The organism is Bellilinea sp. (genome assembly GCF_053501535.1).
This window is the reverse complement of sequence record NZ_JBRCOK010000028.1, coordinates 32,398-53,114: the sequence shown is the minus strand read 5'-3', so window position 1 is coordinate 53,114 and position 20,717 is coordinate 32,398. Positions and strand designations below refer to the sequence as shown.

18 protein-coding genes are annotated in these 20,717 nt (G+C 53.9%); 13 read left to right on the top strand and 5 right to left on the bottom strand.

What is annotated here, in order from left to right; all coding sequences use genetic code 11:
- The 5 genes from ACWIZX_RS03220 to ACWIZX_RS03200 form a co-directional block, all read left to right on the top strand.
- The coding region (locus tag ACWIZX_RS03220; RefSeq protein ID WP_448334787.1) for a transporter substrate-binding domain-containing protein at positions 1-484 on the top strand (484 nt) is incomplete at its 5' end.
- Between the two features lie 123 nt (positions 485-607).
- Positions 608-1,411 (top strand): amino acid ABC transporter permease, encoded by an 804-nt coding sequence (locus ACWIZX_RS03215; RefSeq protein ID WP_322793310.1) that lies wholly within the window; start codon positions 608-610, stop codon positions 1,409-1,411.
- 5 nt (positions 1,412-1,416) lie between these two features.
- Positions 1,417-2,154, top strand: coding sequence for an amino acid ABC transporter ATP-binding protein (locus ACWIZX_RS03210; protein ID WP_322793311.1), 738 nt, complete (start codon positions 1,417-1,419; stop codon positions 2,152-2,154).
- Positions 2,155-2,259: 105 nt separating this feature from the next.
- Entirely contained in the window at positions 2,260-5,208 is a 2,949-nt protein-coding gene (locus ACWIZX_RS03205; protein WP_448334786.1) for a hypothetical protein, read from the top strand.
- Between the two features lie 104 nt (positions 5,209-5,312).
- Positions 5,313-6,170: an MBL fold metallo-hydrolase gene (locus tag ACWIZX_RS03200; RefSeq protein ID WP_322793313.1), complete on the top strand. Its 858-nt coding sequence runs from the start codon at positions 5,313-5,315 to the stop codon at positions 6,168-6,170.
- Here the strand turns inward: ACWIZX_RS03200 and ACWIZX_RS03195 are convergent.
- From ACWIZX_RS03195 to ACWIZX_RS03185, 3 genes are read right to left on the bottom strand one after another with little or no spacing between them, the layout of a single operon-like run.
- The gene (locus tag ACWIZX_RS03195; protein ID WP_448334785.1) at positions 6,167-6,916 is read right to left on the bottom strand and encodes a glycerol-3-phosphate acyltransferase; all 750 of its coding nucleotides are present in this window, start codon (positions 6,914-6,916) and stop codon (positions 6,167-6,169) included. The genes ACWIZX_RS03200 and ACWIZX_RS03195 overlap by 4 nt on opposite strands.
- Positions 6,917-6,959: 43 nt before the next feature.
- A complete protein-coding gene (locus tag ACWIZX_RS03190; RefSeq protein ID WP_322793315.1) occupies positions 6,960-7,370 on the bottom strand; it encodes a M67 family metallopeptidase in 411 nt (136 codons plus the stop codon).
- The gene (locus ACWIZX_RS03185; RefSeq protein WP_322793316.1) at positions 7,371-8,186 is read right to left on the bottom strand and encodes a DUF5656 family protein; all 816 of its coding nucleotides are present in this window, start codon (positions 8,184-8,186) and stop codon (positions 7,371-7,373) included.
- Positions 8,187-8,252: 66 nt separating this feature from the next.
- Between ACWIZX_RS03185 and ACWIZX_RS03180 the strand changes: the two genes are divergently transcribed.
- The 3 genes from ACWIZX_RS03180 to ACWIZX_RS03170 all read left to right on the top strand — a co-directional run bounded on the left by ACWIZX_RS03180 (position 8,253) and on the right by ACWIZX_RS03170 (position 12,385).
- Positions 8,253-9,251, top strand: coding sequence for a hypothetical protein (locus ACWIZX_RS03180; protein ID WP_448334784.1), 999 nt, complete (start codon positions 8,253-8,255; stop codon positions 9,249-9,251).
- Positions 9,252-9,320: 69 nt separating this feature from the next.
- Positions 9,321-11,243, top strand: coding sequence for a DNA topoisomerase (ATP-hydrolyzing) subunit B (gyrB, locus tag ACWIZX_RS03175; protein ID WP_448334783.1), 1,923 nt, complete (start codon positions 9,321-9,323; stop codon positions 11,241-11,243).
- A 38-nt stretch (positions 11,244-11,281) separates the two neighbouring features.
- A complete protein-coding gene (locus ACWIZX_RS03170; protein ID WP_322792998.1) occupies positions 11,282-12,385 on the top strand; it encodes an Ldh family oxidoreductase in 1,104 nt (367 codons plus the stop codon).
- A 6-nt stretch (positions 12,386-12,391) separates the two neighbouring features.
- On the opposite strand, the gene ACWIZX_RS03165 is transcribed toward ACWIZX_RS03170, so the two are convergent.
- Together ACWIZX_RS03165 and ACWIZX_RS03160 are read right to left on the bottom strand one after the other, a co-directional pair.
- A complete protein-coding gene (locus ACWIZX_RS03165; protein WP_448334782.1) occupies positions 12,392-13,999 on the bottom strand; it encodes an alpha-glucosidase in 1,608 nt (535 codons plus the stop codon).
- Between the two features lie 33 nt (positions 14,000-14,032).
- On the bottom strand, positions 14,033-14,887 hold the full coding sequence (locus ACWIZX_RS03160; protein ID WP_448334781.1) for an alpha/beta fold hydrolase: 855 nt from the start codon (positions 14,885-14,887) through the stop codon (positions 14,033-14,035).
- 205 nt (positions 14,888-15,092) lie between these two features.
- Between ACWIZX_RS03160 and nusA the strand changes: the two genes are divergently transcribed.
- The 5 genes from nusA to ACWIZX_RS03135 all read left to right on the top strand — a co-directional run bounded on the left by nusA (position 15,093) and on the right by ACWIZX_RS03135 (position 20,710).
- Positions 15,093-17,033 (top strand): transcription termination factor NusA, encoded by a 1,941-nt coding sequence (nusA, locus tag ACWIZX_RS03155; RefSeq protein ID WP_448334780.1) that lies wholly within the window; start codon positions 15,093-15,095, stop codon positions 17,031-17,033.
- Positions 17,034-17,063: 30 nt separating this feature from the next.
- Positions 17,064-17,363 carry an RNase P modulator RnpM gene (gene rnpM / locus ACWIZX_RS03150; protein WP_322792598.1) on the top strand — a complete coding sequence of 100 codons (300 nt, stop codon included), beginning with the start codon at positions 17,064-17,066 and terminating at the stop codon, positions 17,361-17,363.
- 165 nt (positions 17,364-17,528) lie between these two features.
- A complete protein-coding gene (infB, locus tag ACWIZX_RS03145; RefSeq protein WP_322792597.1) occupies positions 17,529-19,313 on the top strand; it encodes a translation initiation factor IF-2 in 1,785 nt (594 codons plus the stop codon).
- A 37-nt stretch (positions 19,314-19,350) separates the two neighbouring features.
- The gene (gene rbfA / locus ACWIZX_RS03140; protein ID WP_448334779.1) at positions 19,351-19,752 is read left to right on the top strand and encodes a 30S ribosome-binding factor RbfA; all 402 of its coding nucleotides are present in this window, start codon (positions 19,351-19,353) and stop codon (positions 19,750-19,752) included.
- On the top strand, positions 19,739-20,710 hold the full coding sequence (locus ACWIZX_RS03135; protein ID WP_322792595.1) for a DHH family phosphoesterase: 972 nt from the start codon (positions 19,739-19,741) through the stop codon (positions 20,708-20,710). Before rbfA ends, ACWIZX_RS03135 begins: the two co-directional genes overlap by 14 nt.
- The last annotated feature ends 7 nt before the right edge of the window (positions 20,711-20,717 follow it).

The window sequence follows — 20,717 nt, the reverse complement described above, 5'->3', positions numbered from 1 at the left end:
TGATCTGGCAATCGCTGCCATCACCATCACCGATGAACGCAAGCAGCAAATGCTCTTCACCGACCCCTACATCAACGCCGGGCAGATTGTGGTCATTCGCAAAGGGGATGAGAGCATCAAAACCAAAGACGACCTGGCCGGCAAGACGGTAGCCGCCCAACTGGGCACCACCGGCGAGATTGAAGCCCGCAAGATACCGAATGTCAACTACAAACCATACGACACCTACGATCTGGCATTCCTCGACCTTGCCAATGGTCAGGTGGATGCGGTCATTGCCGACTATCCCACCGCGCTGGGCTTCATCGGGCAAAATCCGGAAAAGTTGACGACTGTTGGTGAGGTATTCACCGATGAATCCTACGGCATCGCCATTTGTAAGAACCGTGAAGATCTGGTCGCTCCGCTCAATGCGGCTCTGGCCGAACTGAAAAACGAAGGCGTGATCGCCGAACTCGAGATGAAGTGGCTGGCAGGTGAATAAACTTCTTTTTTGATAGAATGTGATGCACGGGCAGATGGTTGGTAAACTCCAAAGACCGCCGCTGCCCGTGCTTTTTTGAAACTTCTGGGAGAATGGATACACGGTTCAAGGAGGCTTCTCCACATGCAAATCGCTAATCCCCCGCAGGCAAGCTCAACCGCACGAAAAACCAGCATAGACCAGTGGTGGCTGCTGGTCTTTGCTGTCATTGCACTGATTGTGATATTAGTCATCGCGCAACCAGATCCTTATCGGCGCATTCTCGTCTTTGTAGAAGATGGTGTCTGGGTCACGCTGCGCACGACCATGATTTCCTTCTTTCTGGTACTGATTCTGGGACTGGTAGTCGCTCTGGCGCGCCTTTCTAAGTTATGGTTATTGCGCGGAATTTTTACCATTTACGTTGAAATTATCCGCGGTATTCCGGTGCTGGTGCAGTTGCTCTTCTGGTATTTCGCTTTTCCTCCCATTATTCAAAATTTGGGAACTTCATTGAACAGTCAGGCGTTAATCAATTACAAGGCTGACCCGAACTTCATGGCCATCCTTGGGTTGACCATCTGCTACGCCGCCTACATGAGCGAAGTGTACCGCGCCGGTATTCAAAGCATCCCCAAAGGCCAGATGGAAGCAGCCCGCAGTTTGGGAATGACCTACTTTCAGGCAATGCGTTATGTCATCTTGCCGCAAGCAATCCGCGTCATCCTGCCCCCGGTAGGCAACGAATTTATCACCCTGCTCAAAGATACCTCCCTGATCAGCGTGGTGGCTGTTTCCGACCTTACCCGCCGCGGTCGCGAGTTTATGGCATCCAACTTCATCCCGATTCAACCCTGGATTATGGTATCCTTGCTTTACCTTGTCATGACTCTCATCTCGGCGCGGGTCGTTCACTACATTGAACAAACAACCAAAATCGAGAGGTAACCCCCATGACCTCTGAACCCATTATTCACATCGAAAATGTGCATAAACGCTTTGGAAACGTCCACGCGCTGCGCGGGGTGAATCTGGATGTCTACAAAGGCGAAGTGATTGTCATCATCGGCCCATCCGGTTCGGGTAAATCCACCTTGCTGCGCTGCATTAACCGGTTAGAAGAATTCGACGAAGGCAGAATTGTGGTGGACGGCATTCCGCTGGATACGGCTGCCAACATCAACGCCGTTCGCACCGAAGTCGGCATGGTCTTTCAGCAATTCAACCTCTTTCCGCACCTGACGGTGCTGGAAAACATTTTGCTGGCCCAGCGCATCGTCCGCAAGCGCAGCAAAGAGGAAGCTACCCGCATTGCCGTGGATTTGCTTCACAAAGTCGGCATTCCCGAAAAAGCCAATAATTACCCCATCCAGTTGTCCGGCGGGCAGCAGCAACGGGTAGCCATCGCCCGCGCGCTGGCGATGAACCCAAAAATCATGTTATTCGATGAACCCACCAGCGCGCTTGACCCGGAAATGATCCAGGAAGTTCTGGATGTCATGCTGACGCTGGCCAGAGAAGGCATGACCATGGTGGTCGTTTCGCATGAAATGGGTTTCGCGCGGGCGGCTGCCCATCGCGCCATTCTGATGGATGAGGGTCAAATCGTTGAAGAAGCACCGCCAGATGTCTTGTTTACCAACCCAAAACAGGAGCGCACCAAATCCTTTTTGAGCAAGGTGCTTCATTGAACCCAACCGAAATTATGTTTATTTCGCTTTGATTTTTGTCCCGCGGCAAAGGTATAATCAGTATCATTCGCATTCTGAATACCCACACTCACCCTTCACAGGCTCATGAACCACACTTCCCCTACTCTCAGCCCAGCCCAACGCCGCCCGCTTCAAAGCGCGGGGATTATCCGGCGTGTACTGGCTGTGCTGGCAGTATTCTTCATCCTGAGCCTGCCGCAATCTACCCGCGCCCAAACCGTCCAGTCCACCAGTTTAACCTTACAGGCTCCCGCAGCCTGCCCGCCGGCCGGATGCGCCGCCGGTCAGACCCTCAACGTGCGCGCCTCATTCGACCTGACCGCCTACCTCCCTCCACCAGGCGCGAATGTGCAGGTGTGTATCTACACCCCCATCAACTGGTCAGCAACGGATTTGCGCATCGGGTTGACTGGCGGTGTAACCGGCAACCCTTACCAGATGGGGATTACCAACTGCTCCGCTCCACCGACTGGTTATAATCTGCTGGGCGGTGTTCAAACCACCCTGGCCGTGGGTGCATTTGGCGACTGGCTGGATTTTTCTTTTCGTATCGGTAACACAGCCACCGCTGGCGGTTCGGTACTGACCAGGGTGTTGGAACGCACGGCCGGCGGATGGCAGCAAACCAGTCAGGCATTTTTGGGCATCAGTGTTACTGCCACTGCCGATGTGGTTTATGTAGCCAATGATGCTGCAGCCTGCGGCGCCAGTTCGCCATGTTACATCAACTCCGGAGAAGATTTACCCGGCGGGCTTGGCACAGGTTTAAAAGACGCGATTGACTCACACCCCCTGCCAGGTCAGCCGGCAACCATCCTGATCACAGGAAATTACCTCATCAAGAACAATGCCGTGCTGGTGGATAAACCCCATATCATTCAGGGGGTAAACGACGCGCGGATCACCTACCTGGGCACATTCTGCAGCCAGCCCATGCTGCGGATAACCGCCGGGGCTACCCTGCGCGATTTGACCATCAACGACGGAACATGCAGCTCAACCAGCCGCAGCCTCGTTCAGGTGGAAAGCCCACAAACCGTGAGTTTAATTTCCAACGATCTGACCGGCGGTCAGGATGCGGTTCGGATTCTGGATAACAACGGCGATGTCATTCTCCAATTCAACCACATAACCGGCAACAGCGGTTACGCAATCTGGCGGGAGGCAGGAGCGGGCAGTGGAAAGGTTCAGGCCGTTGCCAACAATTTTTATACCAACCGCAGTGGTTTTCAGGTGGAATGCAGTAACAAAGGTCGGGTGGATCATAACTTTTGGGGGTTCGGGGTCGACCCGCTCACGGCAATTTCACAGTGTACTTTCACCGTCGGCAAACGCCTGGGCGCACCGGCTCTGCCGCGCAGCAACGCCCCCGGTGTAACTGCTGAAAAAGTGACGGTTACATCCACCAAAACCTACACCAGCGACGGGAAGGTTGCCTTTCAACACGCCCCATCCGACAGCGATTTTGACCTGTTCATCGTTAATCACGGCTCCGGCAGCCCGGATAATGTCCCCTTCACCGGCGGTATGCCGGGCAGCCTGACCGCCTGCTCGAATTATTATGATATTTTCCTTGCCAGTGATGTGACCCTTCCACCCTCCTTACTCGATTTGTTCTTCCGCTACGATTCCAGCACGGGATGCACAGCCACGATTGAAAGCACTGCCTATTGTGGCAGCAACGACCCGGCGTTAATTCCTCTGTGGTGGTACGACCCCGCTGCCAATATAACCGATGGCTGGGATACCACCGCCCAAAACCCGGCTGGCAGCGGTGCGGCTGGGGCAACCGGTCAAACCACCGTTTGCAATCCCGTTCTCAAGGAAATTCAGGTTTCCATTGACAGCAGCGGCCGGCCCAACAGCACGGATGACCTCAACTTTACCCCGTTTGTGGTAGGGTTGCTCCCCCTGCCATCCAGTGTCATCTTCAGCCAGTTCACCGCGATTGCAGGCAACACTCAGGCGGCCGTTCAATGGACGACCGTCAGTGAGGTCAACACCAGCGGTTTTTACCTGCTGCGAAGTCAAAGCGAAAGCGGCGGTTTCAGCCGGGTCAGCCCGTTCATTCCGCGGCGCGGTTCCGGAATCGGCGGCGCTTTTTACGAAGTGGTGGACAGCGGTTTGACCAACGGCACCACCTATTACTACCGGTTAGAAATCATCAGCACCACTCAGGAATCATCCTTCAGCGGGGTAATTCGTGTGGTGCCCCAGCAAGCCACGCCAACTTCAACCGTAACCTCCACGCCGACACCTTCATCCTCACCCACACCGACCGCCACAGCCACCTCCACCCCCACTCCAACGGATACCGCCACCTCGTCGGCAACCCCTACCGCTACCGGGACTCAATTCACCTCCACTCCAACAGTTTCACCGACTGCTACGCTGACCTTAACACCCACCATCACCCTGACCGGGACAATTACCCCAACCCGCACAATTACCTTTACCCTCATCCCCACCCGAACTCGAACCCGTACACCGGTGATTTATCCAACGGTGGACTATCGCTCACCCACTTTACCCCCTACCCGAACGCGCTTTCCAACCCGAACCTTTACACCCTTTGGCGGCACTCCCGGCACCGGTACCCCCACCCTGGAAGGCTACCCGGCACCACAAGGAACCGGCAGTATAACCCCCAACCTGACCACCAGCCCTCAGCCGACTTTCCCGCCGGGCAGCGGTTACCCGATTGGTGAAGGCACACCCACGCTGCCCACCGGGGAAGGCTACCCACCACCCCCTGAACCAAATGAAACCCGCTCCACCAGCGGGGTTGAAACCCCTTCACCGCAAAGTACAGCGTGGACGGCAACCGCCTCTGCTACAGGCTCTCCCACCCTTCCGCCGCCTGAGGGTCCCAAACCACCTCTGGCAATCTCCTTTATGAAAGAATACTGGCAATATTTCCTGGGGGCATTGATTGCCGAAATTCTGATTGTTGCGGCGGCGGGATTTTATCTGTACCGTAAAGGTTTACTACGCTTTCCTTTACTGAGGAATAAAAATCAGGCTGACCAATAAACCATCATCCTGTCGAAGCGTTTTTTGACAATTGGCCTCTTTTATGCTATTCTTTGCACCTGTAAGATATCTCACAAACTCTCAATCCAATTCCTGGAGCAGGTATGCAGCGCGAGCGCATCTCTGAAAATGTTTACTGGTTTCAAAGTGAAATCTACGCTCAGGTTACTGCAGGGGCAATCACTGGCCCTCAATGGGCGGTGGTGATTGATACACTGGCAACCCCCGAAGAAACCCTCACCATGCGGTCTTTCATCGAAGAAACCCTTGGGGTACCGGTACGGTATGTCATCAATACCCATCATCATGCCGATCACACCTGGGGAAACTGTTTCTTTCCCGGCGCGACGGTCATTTCGCACGCTCTCTGCCGAGAATTGATGGAACTGCGCGGACCGGCCTCGTTGGAGTCGGCTCGCCGGCAAAATCCCGCTTTCCGGCAGGTAAAACTGGTCTATCCCCATCTCACGTTTGAAGGGGGCGACCTCTCTTTGCGTATTGGTAAAAAGAACTTGATTCTGACCCATACACCCGGTCACAGCCGGGATGGGATTTCGGTGTTGGTGGAAGAAGACCGCGTTTTATTTGCCGGGGATGCCTTCTTACCGCTGCCCTACGTCGTGGATGGCGATCCCGACGTTTTGAGCGAAACAATCCGTAAAATTGGCAAAATGGGACTGGAAAACATCATTCAGGGGCACGGAGACATTATCCTGCGTGGAGAAATTGATGATGCCGTGCAGGAAAACCTGAACTATCTGAATAACGTGCGAAAAGCCGTCCGTGCCGCTGTCCGGCGCAAGAACCCGTTAGAGGTTCTTTCGACGATTGATATAGAATCGTGCGGAAAGAGCCGCGTTTACCTCGGCGGCCTTGCGGAGGAATTGCACAAACGCAATGTGCGTTTTCTTTTCAAACAGATAGCCGCCGAAGAAGGCGTGGTTATCACCCCGGCCGATTAAAGACCTTTGCGGGCGTGTTCCTGTTGATGGCGGTTCGCTTTGAGCGAACCGTTTTCCATTTTTTTACTATTCTCACTTTGCAGTTCTTTGCGTTTTTGCAGATATGCACGCAATCCAACCGCCCGTTCGGTGCCGTTGCGTAAGCGCTCAATGTTGGGACGCAGCGACCACAGCACCGCAGCCAGCGCCCCCACCCCAAATGCCACATACTCCCATGGCGAAAGCCCTTGCAGCGCACGCACCAGAAAGATGATCGTGGCAAAAAAGGCAATGCTCATGGTGGTGACAGACGCATATCCAATCCCAACGTATACCAAGACTCCCAACGGGAAGATGATCAGCGCCGCCGGAGGAAAAAGTGCCAGGGTTGCCCCAAACGCCGGCGCACCCCCTGCACCACCGCGCAGCCGAATACCTCCCCTGGCGCGCGATTCGATCAAGAAGACGGAATAGTTGTGGCCGAGGATTGCCAGCAGACCAGCCGCAGCCCGCACCCAAACCTGTTCAGGGAAAACATAAGCCGCCAGCCAGACCGCTGCCGACCCTTTGAGCACATCAAAAATTGCGGTAAAAAGCCCCGCCAGAAATCCGGCAGCCCGCATGGCATTCGTGCCGCCCGTTCGGCCGCTTTCAATCTGGCGCAGGTCTTTGCCGCGCGCAATCCAGACAATTACCAAACCGAATGGCACCGATCCAATAATGTAAGCCCCCAGCAGTACAACTGCAAGTGTCAACCATCCTTCCATTGCTCTTCCTCCACCAGTTTATAACCCGTAACCTTCCATCCGGTTACGATTCTAACAAAACCAAGGGAATTTCTCGAAAGTTACAACCCTCAATGACAAACGCTTTGACACCCCAGCGGTTTTCATCCATAGGCGACCAGATCAGCATGGCAGTGCCGGGGTAGGCGAACTCCTGAATATCCGTTTCCGATGGATGGCACGGCCCCATTGGATGAGAATGGAACGTGGCAATCATCTCCATTTGCTGCTGCTCTAACCACTCGAAAGCTCGCAACATCTCAACCGGCTGCATGTAGTAGCGAACCGGGCTGTGCGCCTGATTGGTGATCGGGATGACTTCCTCGACCTGATTGCCGCGTCCGCCCAACATGCCACACGCTTCCTCCGGCAGATTTTGAAAAATGTGGTTTTCCATCTGTTGCAGATGTTGGGTTAACAATTTCAAGTCTTCCAATCACACCCTCACCAGCAAAGAAACCCCAACCAGTAACACCGCCATGACCAGAGGTTCCACCCAAACAAAACGCAGACCGCGGCCCTCTTCCAAACCGGCTGCCAGACTGGTTAATCCATACGCTGCTGCCAGTAAAAGCAAACCAAAGCGTAATGGAGTCAGCGGCAGGTAATGAAGAGCAGCCGCCAGCTGGCTCACCACGAGGGTAATACCCGCTGCCCAGCTCAGGTACCACTGCCCGCCGCTGCGCAGGTACAAAGCCCGCAGGCTGATCAGGAACAAGGTGGGGGCCAGCGTCAAAATCAACGTGTAAAGCCGCAAACCGGCTGCGCGTAAACTAACCGCCAGCACCAGATACAAAGCAAAAGAAACAGCGGTCAGGCCAATCGAAGCCAGCGCGTGACGAATGTCCTGCGGGTCAACCACAATGTATTCGGCGAGCACAACCAGAAGAAAAAGTACACCCCCCAATGTAAAAACCACCCACCATTCCACCCCAACTTGCAGCGTAGTCAGTGGCACGCCAATCGCCCAGGCCGTCAGGGCAGGCAGCAGCCAGTGCGGCAGGCGGACTTTCCCTTCCAGGTGAGGGTGGGTCTGAATCAGCCAGTCGGTACCCGCCGCAGCGATCAAGGAAACCAGAACAGCCACAATTGTGGAAAAGTTCAGGCGCAGCTCGAATAAAAACCCCGGCAGCTGCAGGCTGACAAGACGCTCGGGCAGGGAAACGAACGGCGTCAGCGCATACCCCAGCAGGATGACCGCCGCAACCACGCTCAAACGGTCAGCATCGGGCAAATGATGGTGGGTTTGCATGATTCGATTTTACCGCTGACAGGCGATCCCTGCCAGAGGGGATGAGTATGGTAAAATAAAACCTGTATGGCATCTGAAACGGAAATGAATTTAATCAGCCCGCCTCGCCTGATTCCAGCTCTCAGTGCGGGATTTAATACCGTTGCGAGCAGGATTTATCTGATCCTGCTGCCCGTAGTGCTGGATGTTTTCCTGTGGCTTGGGCCGCAGTTTCGCATTGACAAACTGTTTTCACCCTTGCTCACGGATTATGCCAACACCATCGCTCGTTTTGCATCGGCAGAAATCGCCGCTCAAATCAATGAGCTGACCGCCCTGTGGATTGAGAGCCTGAAAGACTACAACCTTGCCAGTACTTTACAAACCTTTCCCATTGGCCTGCCGAGTTTAATGGCAAACCGACCCAGCGGTCTGACCCCGTTTGGCAGCCCGGCCGTGCTGGAAATCAATTCCTTTTCGGCTGCCTTTGGCTGGTGGCTGCTTTTCCTGATTGCAGGTTTTGTACTCGGTTGTCTTTTCCTGAACACGCTGGCGCGTTCCTCCGGCGAAACGCCGGTAAAGTTTGAATTCAAAGCCTTTGCCATCCAGATCGCGTTATGCATGGTTTTCATCCTCACCTTGCTGGCAAGTGTAATCTTAATCAGTTTGCCGGCTTCGGTAATCGTTTCACTTCTCGCCATGGTCAATGCCAGTTTAGGCAGCATTGCCCTTCTGGCGGTGCTTTTCCTGATGATCTGGCTTTTTATCCCGTTGATCTTCACCCCCCACAGCATCTTTCTCGGGCAGCGCAGCCTGCTCGTTTCTGCCCTGACCAGCGTGCGTCTGGTTCGCAACCACCTGACCGGCAGCAGCCTTTTTCTGGTTGCCGCCATCTTAATCGCACAGGGCATGGATGTTTTATGGAAAATCCCTCCCAATAATTCATGGTTGACGCTGGTTGGGATTTTGGGACACGCGTTCATTTACACCAGTCTGCTGACAGCCAGTTTCATTTACTTCCGCAGCGGGTTGCGTTGGCTGATGGAATTGATCAAGCAGCAAAGTGCAAGAATGGTGCAGGCATAACCAAACAAACCCTTCCCTTGTCCATTCAGGGGGAAGGTTAAGGCGTTAAGTTTTTTTGGAGGATTATCCGTGGCTCAATCAATAGACATTTCTTCATACGGAGCAAAAGATATTCAGGTGCTGGAAGGATTGGAAGCCGTCCGCCGCCGTCCGGGCATGTATGTCGGCGGCACCGATCTCAAAGCCCTTCACCATCTGGTTTACGAAGTGGTGGACAACTCGATTGATGAGGCGCTGGCCGGTTTCTGTGACCGGATCATCGTCACCATTCACCCCGACAGTTCGGTAACGGTGGAGGACAACGGACGGGGTATTCCGGTGGACATTCACCCTGAAAAGAAAAAATCTGCGCTGGAAGTGGTCATGACCACCCTGCATGCGGGTGGCAAGTTCAGCCATTCCAGTTATAAAGTTTCGGGCGGTCTGCATGGGGTTGGTGTTTCGGCAGTCAATGCGCTTTCGGAATGGTGCGAAGTGATCGTCTTTCGCAATGGACAACAGTACTTTCAGCGTTACGAGCGCGGCGTTCCGCAGGAAGCCGTCAAGGTCATTGGCAAATGTGAGCCGAACCGCACCGGCACCATTACCACTTTCAAATTTGACCGCGAAATTTTCAAGGATGAGGTGGATTACAAATTTGAAACCCTCAGCCAGCGCTTTCGCGAAATGGCCTTTGTCACCCGCAGGGTATTGATCCGGCTGGTGGATGAGCGCAGTAACCGCGAAACCACCTATTACTTTGAGGGCGGCATCATTTCATTTGTGCGCTACCTGAACCGCAACCGCACAACGCTGCATCCGGTCTTTTTTGTGGAGAAAGAGGTGGACAACATCGGCATTGAGGTTGCTGTGCAATACACGGATGCCTACGCCGAATCGGTTTATTCCTTTGCCAACACCATCAACACCATTGACGGCGGCACCCACATGACCGGCTTGCGCACGGCAATTACCCGTGTCATCAACGACTATGCCCGGCGCACCAGTCTGCTGAAGGACGCTGACCCCAACTTCACCGGCGACGATACGCGCGAAGGCATGACCGCCATCGTCAGTATTAAACACCCCGACCCGCAGTTTGAAAGCCAGACCAAAGTCAAATTGATGAACCCCGAGGTGCAGACCTATGTTCAGCAGGTGGTTGGTGAGGCATTTTATGCCTTTTTAGAAGAAAACCCATCCGCTGCGCGCGCCATTGTTCAAAAGTGCCTCACTTCTGCCCGCGCCCGAGATGCTGCCCGCAAAGCGCGCGACCTGGTCATTCGTAAATCCGCTTTGGAGAGCCTGACTCTGCCCGGTAAACTGGCGGACTGCTCGGAACGTGACCCCAACAAAACCGAATTGTACATCGTTGAGGGAGAAAGCGCCGGCGGTTCTGCCAAACAGGGGCGCGACCGCCATTTTCAGGCCATTTTACCGCTGCGCGGGAAGATCCTCAACACCGAACGCGCCCGTTTGGATAAAATCCTCTCCAACAATGAAGTCAAAGCCCTCATTTCCGCATTGGGCACCGGTATTGGCGAAAACTTTGATCTTTCCGGCTTACGCTACGGTCGGGTGATCATCATGACCGATGCGGATGTGGATGGCAGCCACATTCGCACCCTGTTGCTCACCTTTTTCTTCCGCTACATGCAGCCGCTCATCGAGGCGGGTCATCTCTACATTGCTCAACCGCCCCTCTACCGCATTGCCTACAAAAATCAGGTCAAATATGTGTATACCGAAGCCGAAAAGGATAAAGCGCTCAAAGAATTGGGGGTTGCGGCTGATAAAGTCTCCATTCAGCGCTATAAAGGGTTGGGTGAGATGAACCCCCAGCAATTGTGGGAAACCACCATGAACCCCGCCAATCGCACGCTGCTATCGGTCACCATCGAAGATGCCGCCGCAGCCGACCGCACCTTTGACATGCTGATGGGCGAAGCCGTCCCACCCCGCACCCGCTTCATCACCACCCATGCCCGCAGCGTTCGCAATCTGGACGTATAAACCTGATTCAAATTTCGCCAATTTGGAGGAGGTCAACCATGCCGCTTGCTCAATTATTCCGTGCCGATGATTTAAGAGACTACATCATCCGTTTCTTTACCCGCCTGAATGTGACCGAACAACACGCCCGCATCGCTGCGGACGTGTTAATTTCAGCCGATTTACGCGGGGTCAGTTCACACGGCATCATCCGCCTGCATAGTTACTACGGCAGCCGCATCCTGAAAGGGCTGATTGATCCGGCGTCCCCCTACCAGATCGTACGGGAAACCCCCACCACCCTGCTGGTGGACGGCGGAAACGGACTGGGGATGGTGGTCGGTTACCACACCATGCAGCGTGTCATCCAAAAAGCCCATGAAAACGGAGTTGCGCTTGCTTCGGTACGCAACAGCAATCACTACGGCATTGCCGGTTATTACGCCATGATGGCACTGCCTCACGATATGATCGGCATTTCCTTTACCAATGCCCAGCCGCTGGTAGCTCCAACCTATGGGCGCAGCCGTATTCTCGGCACCAACCCGATCGCTGTGGCAGCCCCCGCCTTGCATGAACGACCCTATGTGCTGGACATGGCAACCAGCATTGTCCCCATCGGCAAAATTACCGTTTACGACAAAGCCGGTGAAAAGATTCCCGAAGGCTGGGGAATTGACCAGAACGGTCAGGTGACCACCGATCCCAAAGCCGTGCTGCAGGGTGGAGCCTTATTGCCATTAGGCGGTACCGACCTCATGCGCGGGTACAAAGGTTATGGTCTGGCCTTGTGGGTGGACATCTTCTCTGGGGTGCTTTCCGGGGCGGCTACCGGACCTTTTGTGGGTTCGGTTGGCAAAGATCAGCCCGCCAATGTCGGCCATTTCTTTGCTGCCATCCGCATTGATGCCTTCCGCGACCCGCAGGAATTCAAAGCCGATTTAGACCGCCTGATCCAAACCCTCAAAAACGCTCCCAAAGCCGAAGGGCAGGAACGCATCTACATTCACGGCGAAAAAGAATTTGAATTAGAGGCTTTGAACCGTCAACGGGGCATTCCCCTGCTGGTCGAGGTGGTAAAAGGCTTACGCGAAGCCGGTGAGCAGGTTGGCGTGCCGTTTGATCTGGAAGTGCTGGGAGAAACCACCGGCGAAGAAGAATAAAGCCGATCAGGTTTCTTGCAGCAGAATCAGGACTTCATAGCCCTCCAGCGGAAGCAGCATACCATCCTTTAAGGGCGGCAGATAGTCGCGCCGGTTGGACAGGATCAGTTTCCAGCCTGCCCGCCGCACCATGCCGCCCAAAGCCAGGCGCACCGGACGTTTTCCAAAATTGAGCGCAACCAGAATGGTCTGCTCAGCGTTTTGGCGCAGGTAAGCCAGCAGCCGTTGGGGTTCAAACGTCAGGGGCTGGAAGAAGCCGTTTCTTAACACCGGGTATTCCTTCCGCAATTGAAGCAGCTTGCGGTAAAAGTGGTACAGCGAATCCGGTTGATTTTGCTGGGCAGATACATTGCGCTGGCGGTAATTGGCATGTACCGGCAACCAGGGCTGCCCGGTGCTGAATCCCGCATTCAGACTGTCGTCCCACTGCATGGGTGAACGGCATCCGTCCCGTCCTTTGTAAAGCGGCCAAAAACGCTTACCCACCGGATCCTGCACCATTTCACGGGTGATGGGAATGTCACGCATTCCAATTTCTTCACCGTAGTAAAGGAAGGGAGTGCCGTGTTGGGTCAGCAGCAGGGCAGCTGCAACTTGCAAGCGATTGTCATCCTCCCCTTGACCGTAACGGGTTGCCGAACGCGGATTATCATGATTATTCAGCACATAAGTCGGCCAGCCTTCCGGTTGCAAAGCCTGCTCCCAATCCTGAATTGCCTTCAAAAAACGCTCCGGTTTCCACGGAGAATGTAAAAAGGTAAAATCAAAAGCAGTATGTAGCAAACCAGGAGCGGAGTAGGAGGCGGCTTTCTGTGGCGTGGAAAGAAATGTTTCGCCCACCGCAAATCGTTCCGGATATGAATCGAGAATGGCACGAATCTCACGCAGCAGGGGGAACATTTCCGGCTGATCGCAGTCATAAATGTGTTTCTGCCGGTCAAAACCGCGTAAGCCAACTGCCGGCGGATTATCGGGAAAGTCAGGATGTTTGAAATACATGTTGAATACATCCAACCGGAAACCGTCCACTCCCCGCTCACACCAGAAGCGGAAAACGTCCAGCAGGGCTTTTCTCACCTGCGTGTTGCGCCAGTTAACATCCGGCTGCTCTTTGTAAAACATGTGATAGTAATACTGCCCGGTTGGAGCATCCCATTCCCAGGCGCTGCCGCCGAAAATGGATTGCCAGTTGTTGGGCGGGCCGCCATCCGGGGCAGGATCGCGCCACAGGTAATAATCCCGAAAGGGGTTATCCCGGCTGCTGCGCGATTGAACAAACCACGGGTGCTGATCCGAGGTGTGATTCAGCACCAGATCCAAAACAATCCGAATACCGCGCTGATGGGCTTCTGCAACCAGCTGGTCAAAGTCGGCCAGTGAGCCGAATTTGGGGTCAATATCCAGATAGTTGCTGACATCATATCCAAAATCCACATCCGGCGAGGGGTTGATCGGCGAAAGCCAGATGGCATCCACCCCCAGTTTTGTCAGATAATCCAAACGCGCACGAATACCGTTCAAATCGCCAATTCCATCACCGTTGCTGTCTGCAAAAGAACGGGGGTAAATTTGATAAATGACCCCATCCCGCCACCACAAAAATTGATCTGTCATTGGCTTAATCCTTTCTAAAAAATATCGGGGAATTCAGTTGGACTCCAGAAAGTTCAGCAAAATGCGGTTGAAATCCTGCGGTTTCTCGCGCTGCGGCCAGTGACCACAAGCCGGTATGATCTCCAGTCGCGAACCGGGCAGTCTGGCATGGGCTTCACGGGCACATTCCAAAGGCACCAGCCGGTCATTTTCGCCATGAATGAAAAGGGTTTCAGCCTCAATTTCACCCAGTCGGTCGAGAAAAACCGTGCGCAGGCCGTTTTTGAGGACTTCATGCTTCTGGAAGGAACGAAAAGCCACCCCTGCCTTGGGACGGCGGATTTCCTCATACACTTCATTCACCAGATCGTCCGGAAGTACGCCGGGGTCATAAAAAATCTGTTGCAGAGAAGCGCGCGTCAAAGCCCGGCTGCGCCCCAGCAGCCACCACGAAAAGCGGTTAAGCCATTCCATCCGCACCAAAATATATCCCCACAATCCTCCGGGGTAACGGCGCTGGATGCCGTACGTATCCACCGGCACAAGCCGCTGAACCCGCTCCGGGTAAGCCAGCGTAAAACCGATGGCAATTCCGCCGCCCATGGAGACTCCCGCAAGGGTCGCCCGCGCCACCCCCAGTTGATCCAGCAGCCGCTTCACAAAATCAATGTAGGTATCCAGCGTATAGGAAATTTGGGGAGTATCGCTTTTACCGTATCCCGGCAGATCAGGGGCAATCACCCGAAAACGGGGCGAAAGCGCCAGAATGACCGGCTGCCACGAAAGCCAGGCCGAATCGGTGCCGCCGCCATGCAATAAAACCACGGTTTCACCCTCTTCGCCAGCAGTGAAGAGGTGAGTGTTTATCCCCTCTACTTTGACCCATGTATCTTCAATTATGGTCATCATTTCCTCCCGGTTCTGGTATAAGCATACCCGAGAGATGCGTTTTTTGTCAAAAGTTTTAATCCAATCATTAAGTAAAATTCTTGCTTGTTAACAAAACCTGTGATAGAATAATGGTTGTTAGGCGAAAGAAAGAAGACCGCATCGAAAAGTGGGCAACCCCCACTTTTCTGCTTAGTAACCGTAACTATCTGGAGAAAGTTGAAGCATGAAGAACGAATTTACGCTGGCGTTCAATGAAGTATTGGAAGAAAAACAACTTCCAAAAGAAGTGATTCTCAAAGCGCTCGAATCGGCCATGGTTTCAGCCTACCGCCGGGCAGTGAATGCTTCCAATGCTCAACACGTGGAAGCCAAAGTGGATATCGAAACAGGCAAGGTTACCATCTATGCCGAAAAAGAAATCGTCGAGGAAGTAGAAGACCCGCGCACCGAAGTGAGTCTGGAAGAAGCCCGCAAAATTGATCCGGATGCACAATTGGGCGGCATGATTGTGGTCGAAAGCACCCCGCGCGATTTCGGCCGCGTTGCTGCCCAAACCGCCCGTCAGGTGATTCAGCAACGCATCCGTGATGCCGAACGTCAGGCGCAATTGAATTATTACCAGAAACAGCTCGGTGAAATTGTCAGCGGCGTCGTACAGGCCGTCAGCGCCCAGGGACTGACCATTGGACTGGAAATGAAAGCCGAAGGCTCCATGCCCCGCAAAGAAATGATCCCCGGTGAACGCTTTCGCATTCACGACCGTGTGCGCGCTTTGGTTGCCGAGGTCAAGGATAACAATCGTGGGCCGCAGATCATCCTTTCGCGCACCCACCGCAATTTTCTGCGCCGCCTGCTGGAAAATGAAGTGCCCGAAATCTACCATGGTGTGGTGGAGATTCGTTCGATTGCCCGTGAACCGGGCGAACGCGCCAAAGTAGCCGTTTCAGCCACCCAAAGCGGCATTGACCCGGTTGGCGCCTGTGTGGGTATCCGCGGCGTCCGCATTCAAGCCATTGTGCGAGAACTGCACGATGAAAAAATTGATGTGATTGAATGGAACCCGGACCCGGCCGTTTTCATTGCCAAAGCCATCAGCCCGGCGCGTGTGAGCGGGGTTTACCTGAACGAGCAACAATCCAGCGGTAAAACCGCTACAGTGGTGGTGCCGGAGGATCAATTAAGTCTGGCAATTGGACGGGATGGACAAAATGCCCGCCTGGCTGCCAAACTGACCGGCTGGCGCATTGATATCAAGAGCCTGCCGGAAGCAGCTGCTGATGCGCTTTACAAACTGCAAAAAGACGAAAGCCTTGCCGAACTGGCCGCTCAGGAGGCCGAAACGATGCGCAAGGTGGAAGATATGCTGGCCCGTAAAGCCGAAGGACGCCCGTTACAGCCGGAAGAATACGATCTGATGGCGCGCTTCGTTGACCGGGTTGAACGCCGCATTACCCGCCGTCCTGAAGCCGAAAAGGTCAGTGAAGATCAATTCTCAAAGGCCAAGGCCCTGGTGCCAGCCGACTCTTTCGAGATTAACATTCTGGACAGCGGCTTGCCAGAACACGTTGCCTATATCTTACAGGAAGCCGGTTACAGCACACTTGGGGAAATGGCCGTTCAGATGAAGATTGCCCCGGATGAGATCCTGCGGCTGAACGGAATCGGCCCGCGTGCCATGCAAGAGATTACCCGGTTAATGGAAAAACTGGACGCTCAAATGGAAGCCGAGAAGGCCGCTCAGGCAGCAGTGGAAGAAATGCCGCAGCCAACACCGGAAACCATCGAAACAGCCGAAGAGATTAAATCCATCACAGAAAGCGCTCCAGAACTTGTTGCGGAATTTGAGCCATTCATTGAAGAGATCAAACCCGAACTGGAAGTGGAAGCGCCCAAGGCAGAAGTTGAAACGGAATCCACCATTGAGGAACCTGTCGAGGAAGAAGAACCCTCCTTCGAGCAGATTTTTGATCTGAAATTGGCCCCGGTGGACGAAACCATCTTTGAAGATGAAGAAGAGAGCGAAGGCATTGCCGGGCGCAAAGAAAAGAAAAAGGGTAAAAAGAAGAAAAAACATACCCAGATTGAGTATGACCCCGACCGCGATACCATCATTGTCCGCAAAAAGCACCGTCGTGGCGATGGCGGTTGGGATTGGGACGAGTAATCCGGTGCAGATGATTTTAGAGTAGGAAAGGTGGCCAGGAAACCAGTCCAGCGTACGAAACACATTCCCCAGCGCACTTGTGTAGGTTGCCGTCAGGTGATGGCAAAAAGAGCGCTCATTCGGATTGTCCGTACCCCGCAAGGTGTGCAGATTGATCCAACGGGAAAACTTGCCGGTCGCGGCGCGTATGTTCACGAGGATCGTCAATGCTGGGAACGCGCTCTGAAAGGAGCTCTTGCCCACGCCTTAAAAACCGAGTTGACCGAACAGGAACGGATCGTTCTTACCGAATACATGCAATCCCTGCCGGAAGAAAGCCATGTAGCCTGAATTCGTATCCTGTTATTTGAGGAAAGAGCACAACAGAAGGAACCTGTAAAGCGACCCTTCTACCGCTCAAAAAATCCGACGCCCTTTCCCCGGTCAACCCACTCACCAGCCAGAGGCAACGATCCAAAGGGGAAGCAGGGAGAAACCAATTGAAAGAGGTGTACTATGAGCGATAATGGGTCCAAAACAATCGAACTGCCAGCCAGTATCACGGTTCGTGACCTTGCCCAACGAATGGAAGCCAGCCCCATTCAGGTCATCAAGATTCTGATGTCGAATGGGGTGATGGCCAATATTAACCAACAAATTGATTTTGATACCGCCGCAGTGGTTGCTTCCGAACTGGGTTATGAAGCTCAGCCGGAAGTTTACGAAGAAGTGGAAGAAAAAGAAGTCGGCGAAATTCCGCTGTGGCGGCAGTTAATTGCCAAAGAAAAACCGGAAGCCCTGCAGGACCGCCCGCCGGTTGTGACCATTTTGGGTCATGTGGATCACGGCAAAACTACACTGCTGGATGCGATTCGGGATACCAACGTTGCCGGCGGCGAAGCCGGCGGTATCACACAGCACATTGGCGCTTATCAGGTAGAACATAAAAATCGCCTGATCACCTTTCTGGATACACCGGGCCATGCCGCTTTTACCGCCATGCGTTCGCGCGGCGCCCAGGGAGCAGATATCGTTGTGCTGGTGGTAGCGGCAAATGATGGGGTAATGCCCCAAACCCGCGAAGCAATCGCCCATGCCCGTGCTGCGCGCGTGCCGATTATCGTTGCAATGAACAAAATTGACCGCCCGGATGCCAATCCCGATTTTACAAAAAAGCAACTGGCTGAGGTCGGACTGGTGCCGGATGATTGGGACGGCGATACGATGGTTGTGCCGGTTTCTGCCAAACTGCGTAAAGGCATTGATGATTTGCTGGAAGCCATCTTACTGGTAGCAGATACGTTAGATATCAAAGCCAATCCTGATGGGCGTGTCTTCGGCACCGTTATTGAGGCTAAAGTGGATCGCGCGAAGGGAGTGGTGGCAACCTTACTGGTTTATAACGGGACGCTGGAAACCGGCGATCTGGTGGTTGCCGGTAAAGCCTACGGGCGCATCCGGGCGATGTTCGATTTCCGCGGGCGTAAACTGCGCAAGGCCGGCCCTTCCACACCCGTTCAAATCATGGGTCTCAACGATGTGCCGGATGCCGGCGACCTCTTCCTTGTGTATGAGAATGAACGCGAAGCTCGTGCCGTGGTTGAGGAACGCATTCAGCAGCAACAAAAACGGCTGGCTTCGGCCCCCAAAGCCAGTCTCGAGGAGCTCTTCAAAAAGGTGCAATCCGGTGAAGACCATGAACTTCGGCTGATCATTAAAGCCGATGTGCAGGGTTCCCTGGAACCGATCATCTCATCTTTGAATGATCTGGGGAAAGGTGGTGAAATCCGTATCAACATTCTGCATGCCGAAACCGGCAACATCAGTGAGAATGATGTCATGCTTGCGGCGGCATCCAGTGCCATTGTGGTCGGATTTAATGTGCAGGCTGATGCCGCTGCCCGCCGTCTGGCGGAAACCGAAGGCGTTTCCATTCGCCTGTACGACATCATCTACCGCCTTACGGAAGACATTGAAAAAGCCATGAAAGGCTTGCTCGAACCGGAAATCAAAGAAGTTGTTATTGGCCACGGCAAGGTTCTGGCGGTTTTCCGCATCTCCAAAGTTGGTGTAGTGGCTGGCTGCCGCGTTGTGAGCGGTGAGTTCCGACGCAATGCCAAAGTGCGCATCCGTCGGGAAGGAACTATCATCTACGAAGGCGAGTTTGCCTCGCTCAAGCATGAAAAAGAGGATGTCCGCGAAGTACGCACCGGTTTTGAATGTGGCGCCGCTTTCAAGAACTTTAACGATATTCTGGTTGGCGATGAAATAGAATGCTACATTTTTGAAAGGGGTAGTTGAATCAATCTTCAACCACTCTTAAAAAGGTAAGTGAACGATGCCCTCAAATCTTCGACTTCAACGAATTGCTGATCGAATCCGACAGGATCTTTCAGAGATGCTGGTCATGGGTCAAATCCGCGACCCGCGCCTGACTGGCATTACCATTACCGATGTGAAAGTGGACCGCGAACTGGCTTACGCCGATATTTACGTTTCGGCGGTGGAAGGCAGCCAGCGCGCTCAGGAAATTCTGGATGGACTGCAAAGCGCCTCCGGCTTCATGCGCCGCACGCTGGCAGATCAGATCGAATTGCGGGTTTTCCCCCGTCTTCGCTTTCACTGGGATCCAACACCGGAACGCGCCGACCGCATCGAACGCCTGCTGGCTTCCCTGCGCAGCGAAAATTCCTCTTCTTCGGAAGAATCCGCTCAAGGTGAAGAAAATGAAAATGACTGACCCGCAAACCCTGACCGCCATGCGAGAGACGTTGCAAGCCGCCCATCGCATCCTGATCACCTCCCACATCCGTCCCGATGGAGATGCCATTGGCTCGATGCTGGGTTTGGGTCTGGCGCTGCGTCAGGCCGGAAAGGACGTGGTCATGGGATTGAGTGACTCGATTCCGCAAAATCTGCTACACTTACCTGGCAGCCGCGAAATCGTCCGCACACCGCAAGGCAAATTCGATACCTTTATTGTTGTGGATGCTGCCGATTTCAAACGCATTGGCGCAGCCTTCAATGCACACCAGCCGGATATCCAGGTAGATCACCATATCACCAACCCGGGTTACGCCCGTCTCAATTGGGTGGACCCTGATTCGGTTGCCACCGCAGCCATTCTGGCAGAAATTTTGCCCCAATTGGGGCTGGAAATTACCCAACCGGTAGCAGAGGCATTACTTACCGGAATCGTTACCGATACGATTGGTTTCCGTACTTCGAACATGAATCCAAAAGCCCTTCGGTTGGCAGCCGATTTGATGGAGAAAGGCGCCAATCTGCCGGAATTGTACTATCGGGGTTTAGTTCAACGCTCCTTTGAAGAAGCCCGCTATTGGGGGGTAGGGCTTTCCACATTACAGAAAAAAGGGCGGATCATTTGGTCAACACTAACTCAAGCAGATCGGCGCACTGTCGGGTATAATGGCAACGATGACGCTGATCTGGCCAACTTGCTCTCCAGCATCAGTGAGTGTGATATTGCCATCCTGTTTAACGAGCAAAAACACGATCATGTCAAAGTATCGTGGCGCGCTCAGCCGGGTTGGGATGTTTCCAAACTGGCTGCGCAGTTTGGCGGTGGCGGTCATCCGGCCGCTGCCGGTGCAGAAATAACCGGCAGTCTGGAAGAAGTGCAGGCCAGGGTGCTGGCTGCCACCGAAGATTTTATGAGCAGCAGTCCAAACTCCTGACGAACGA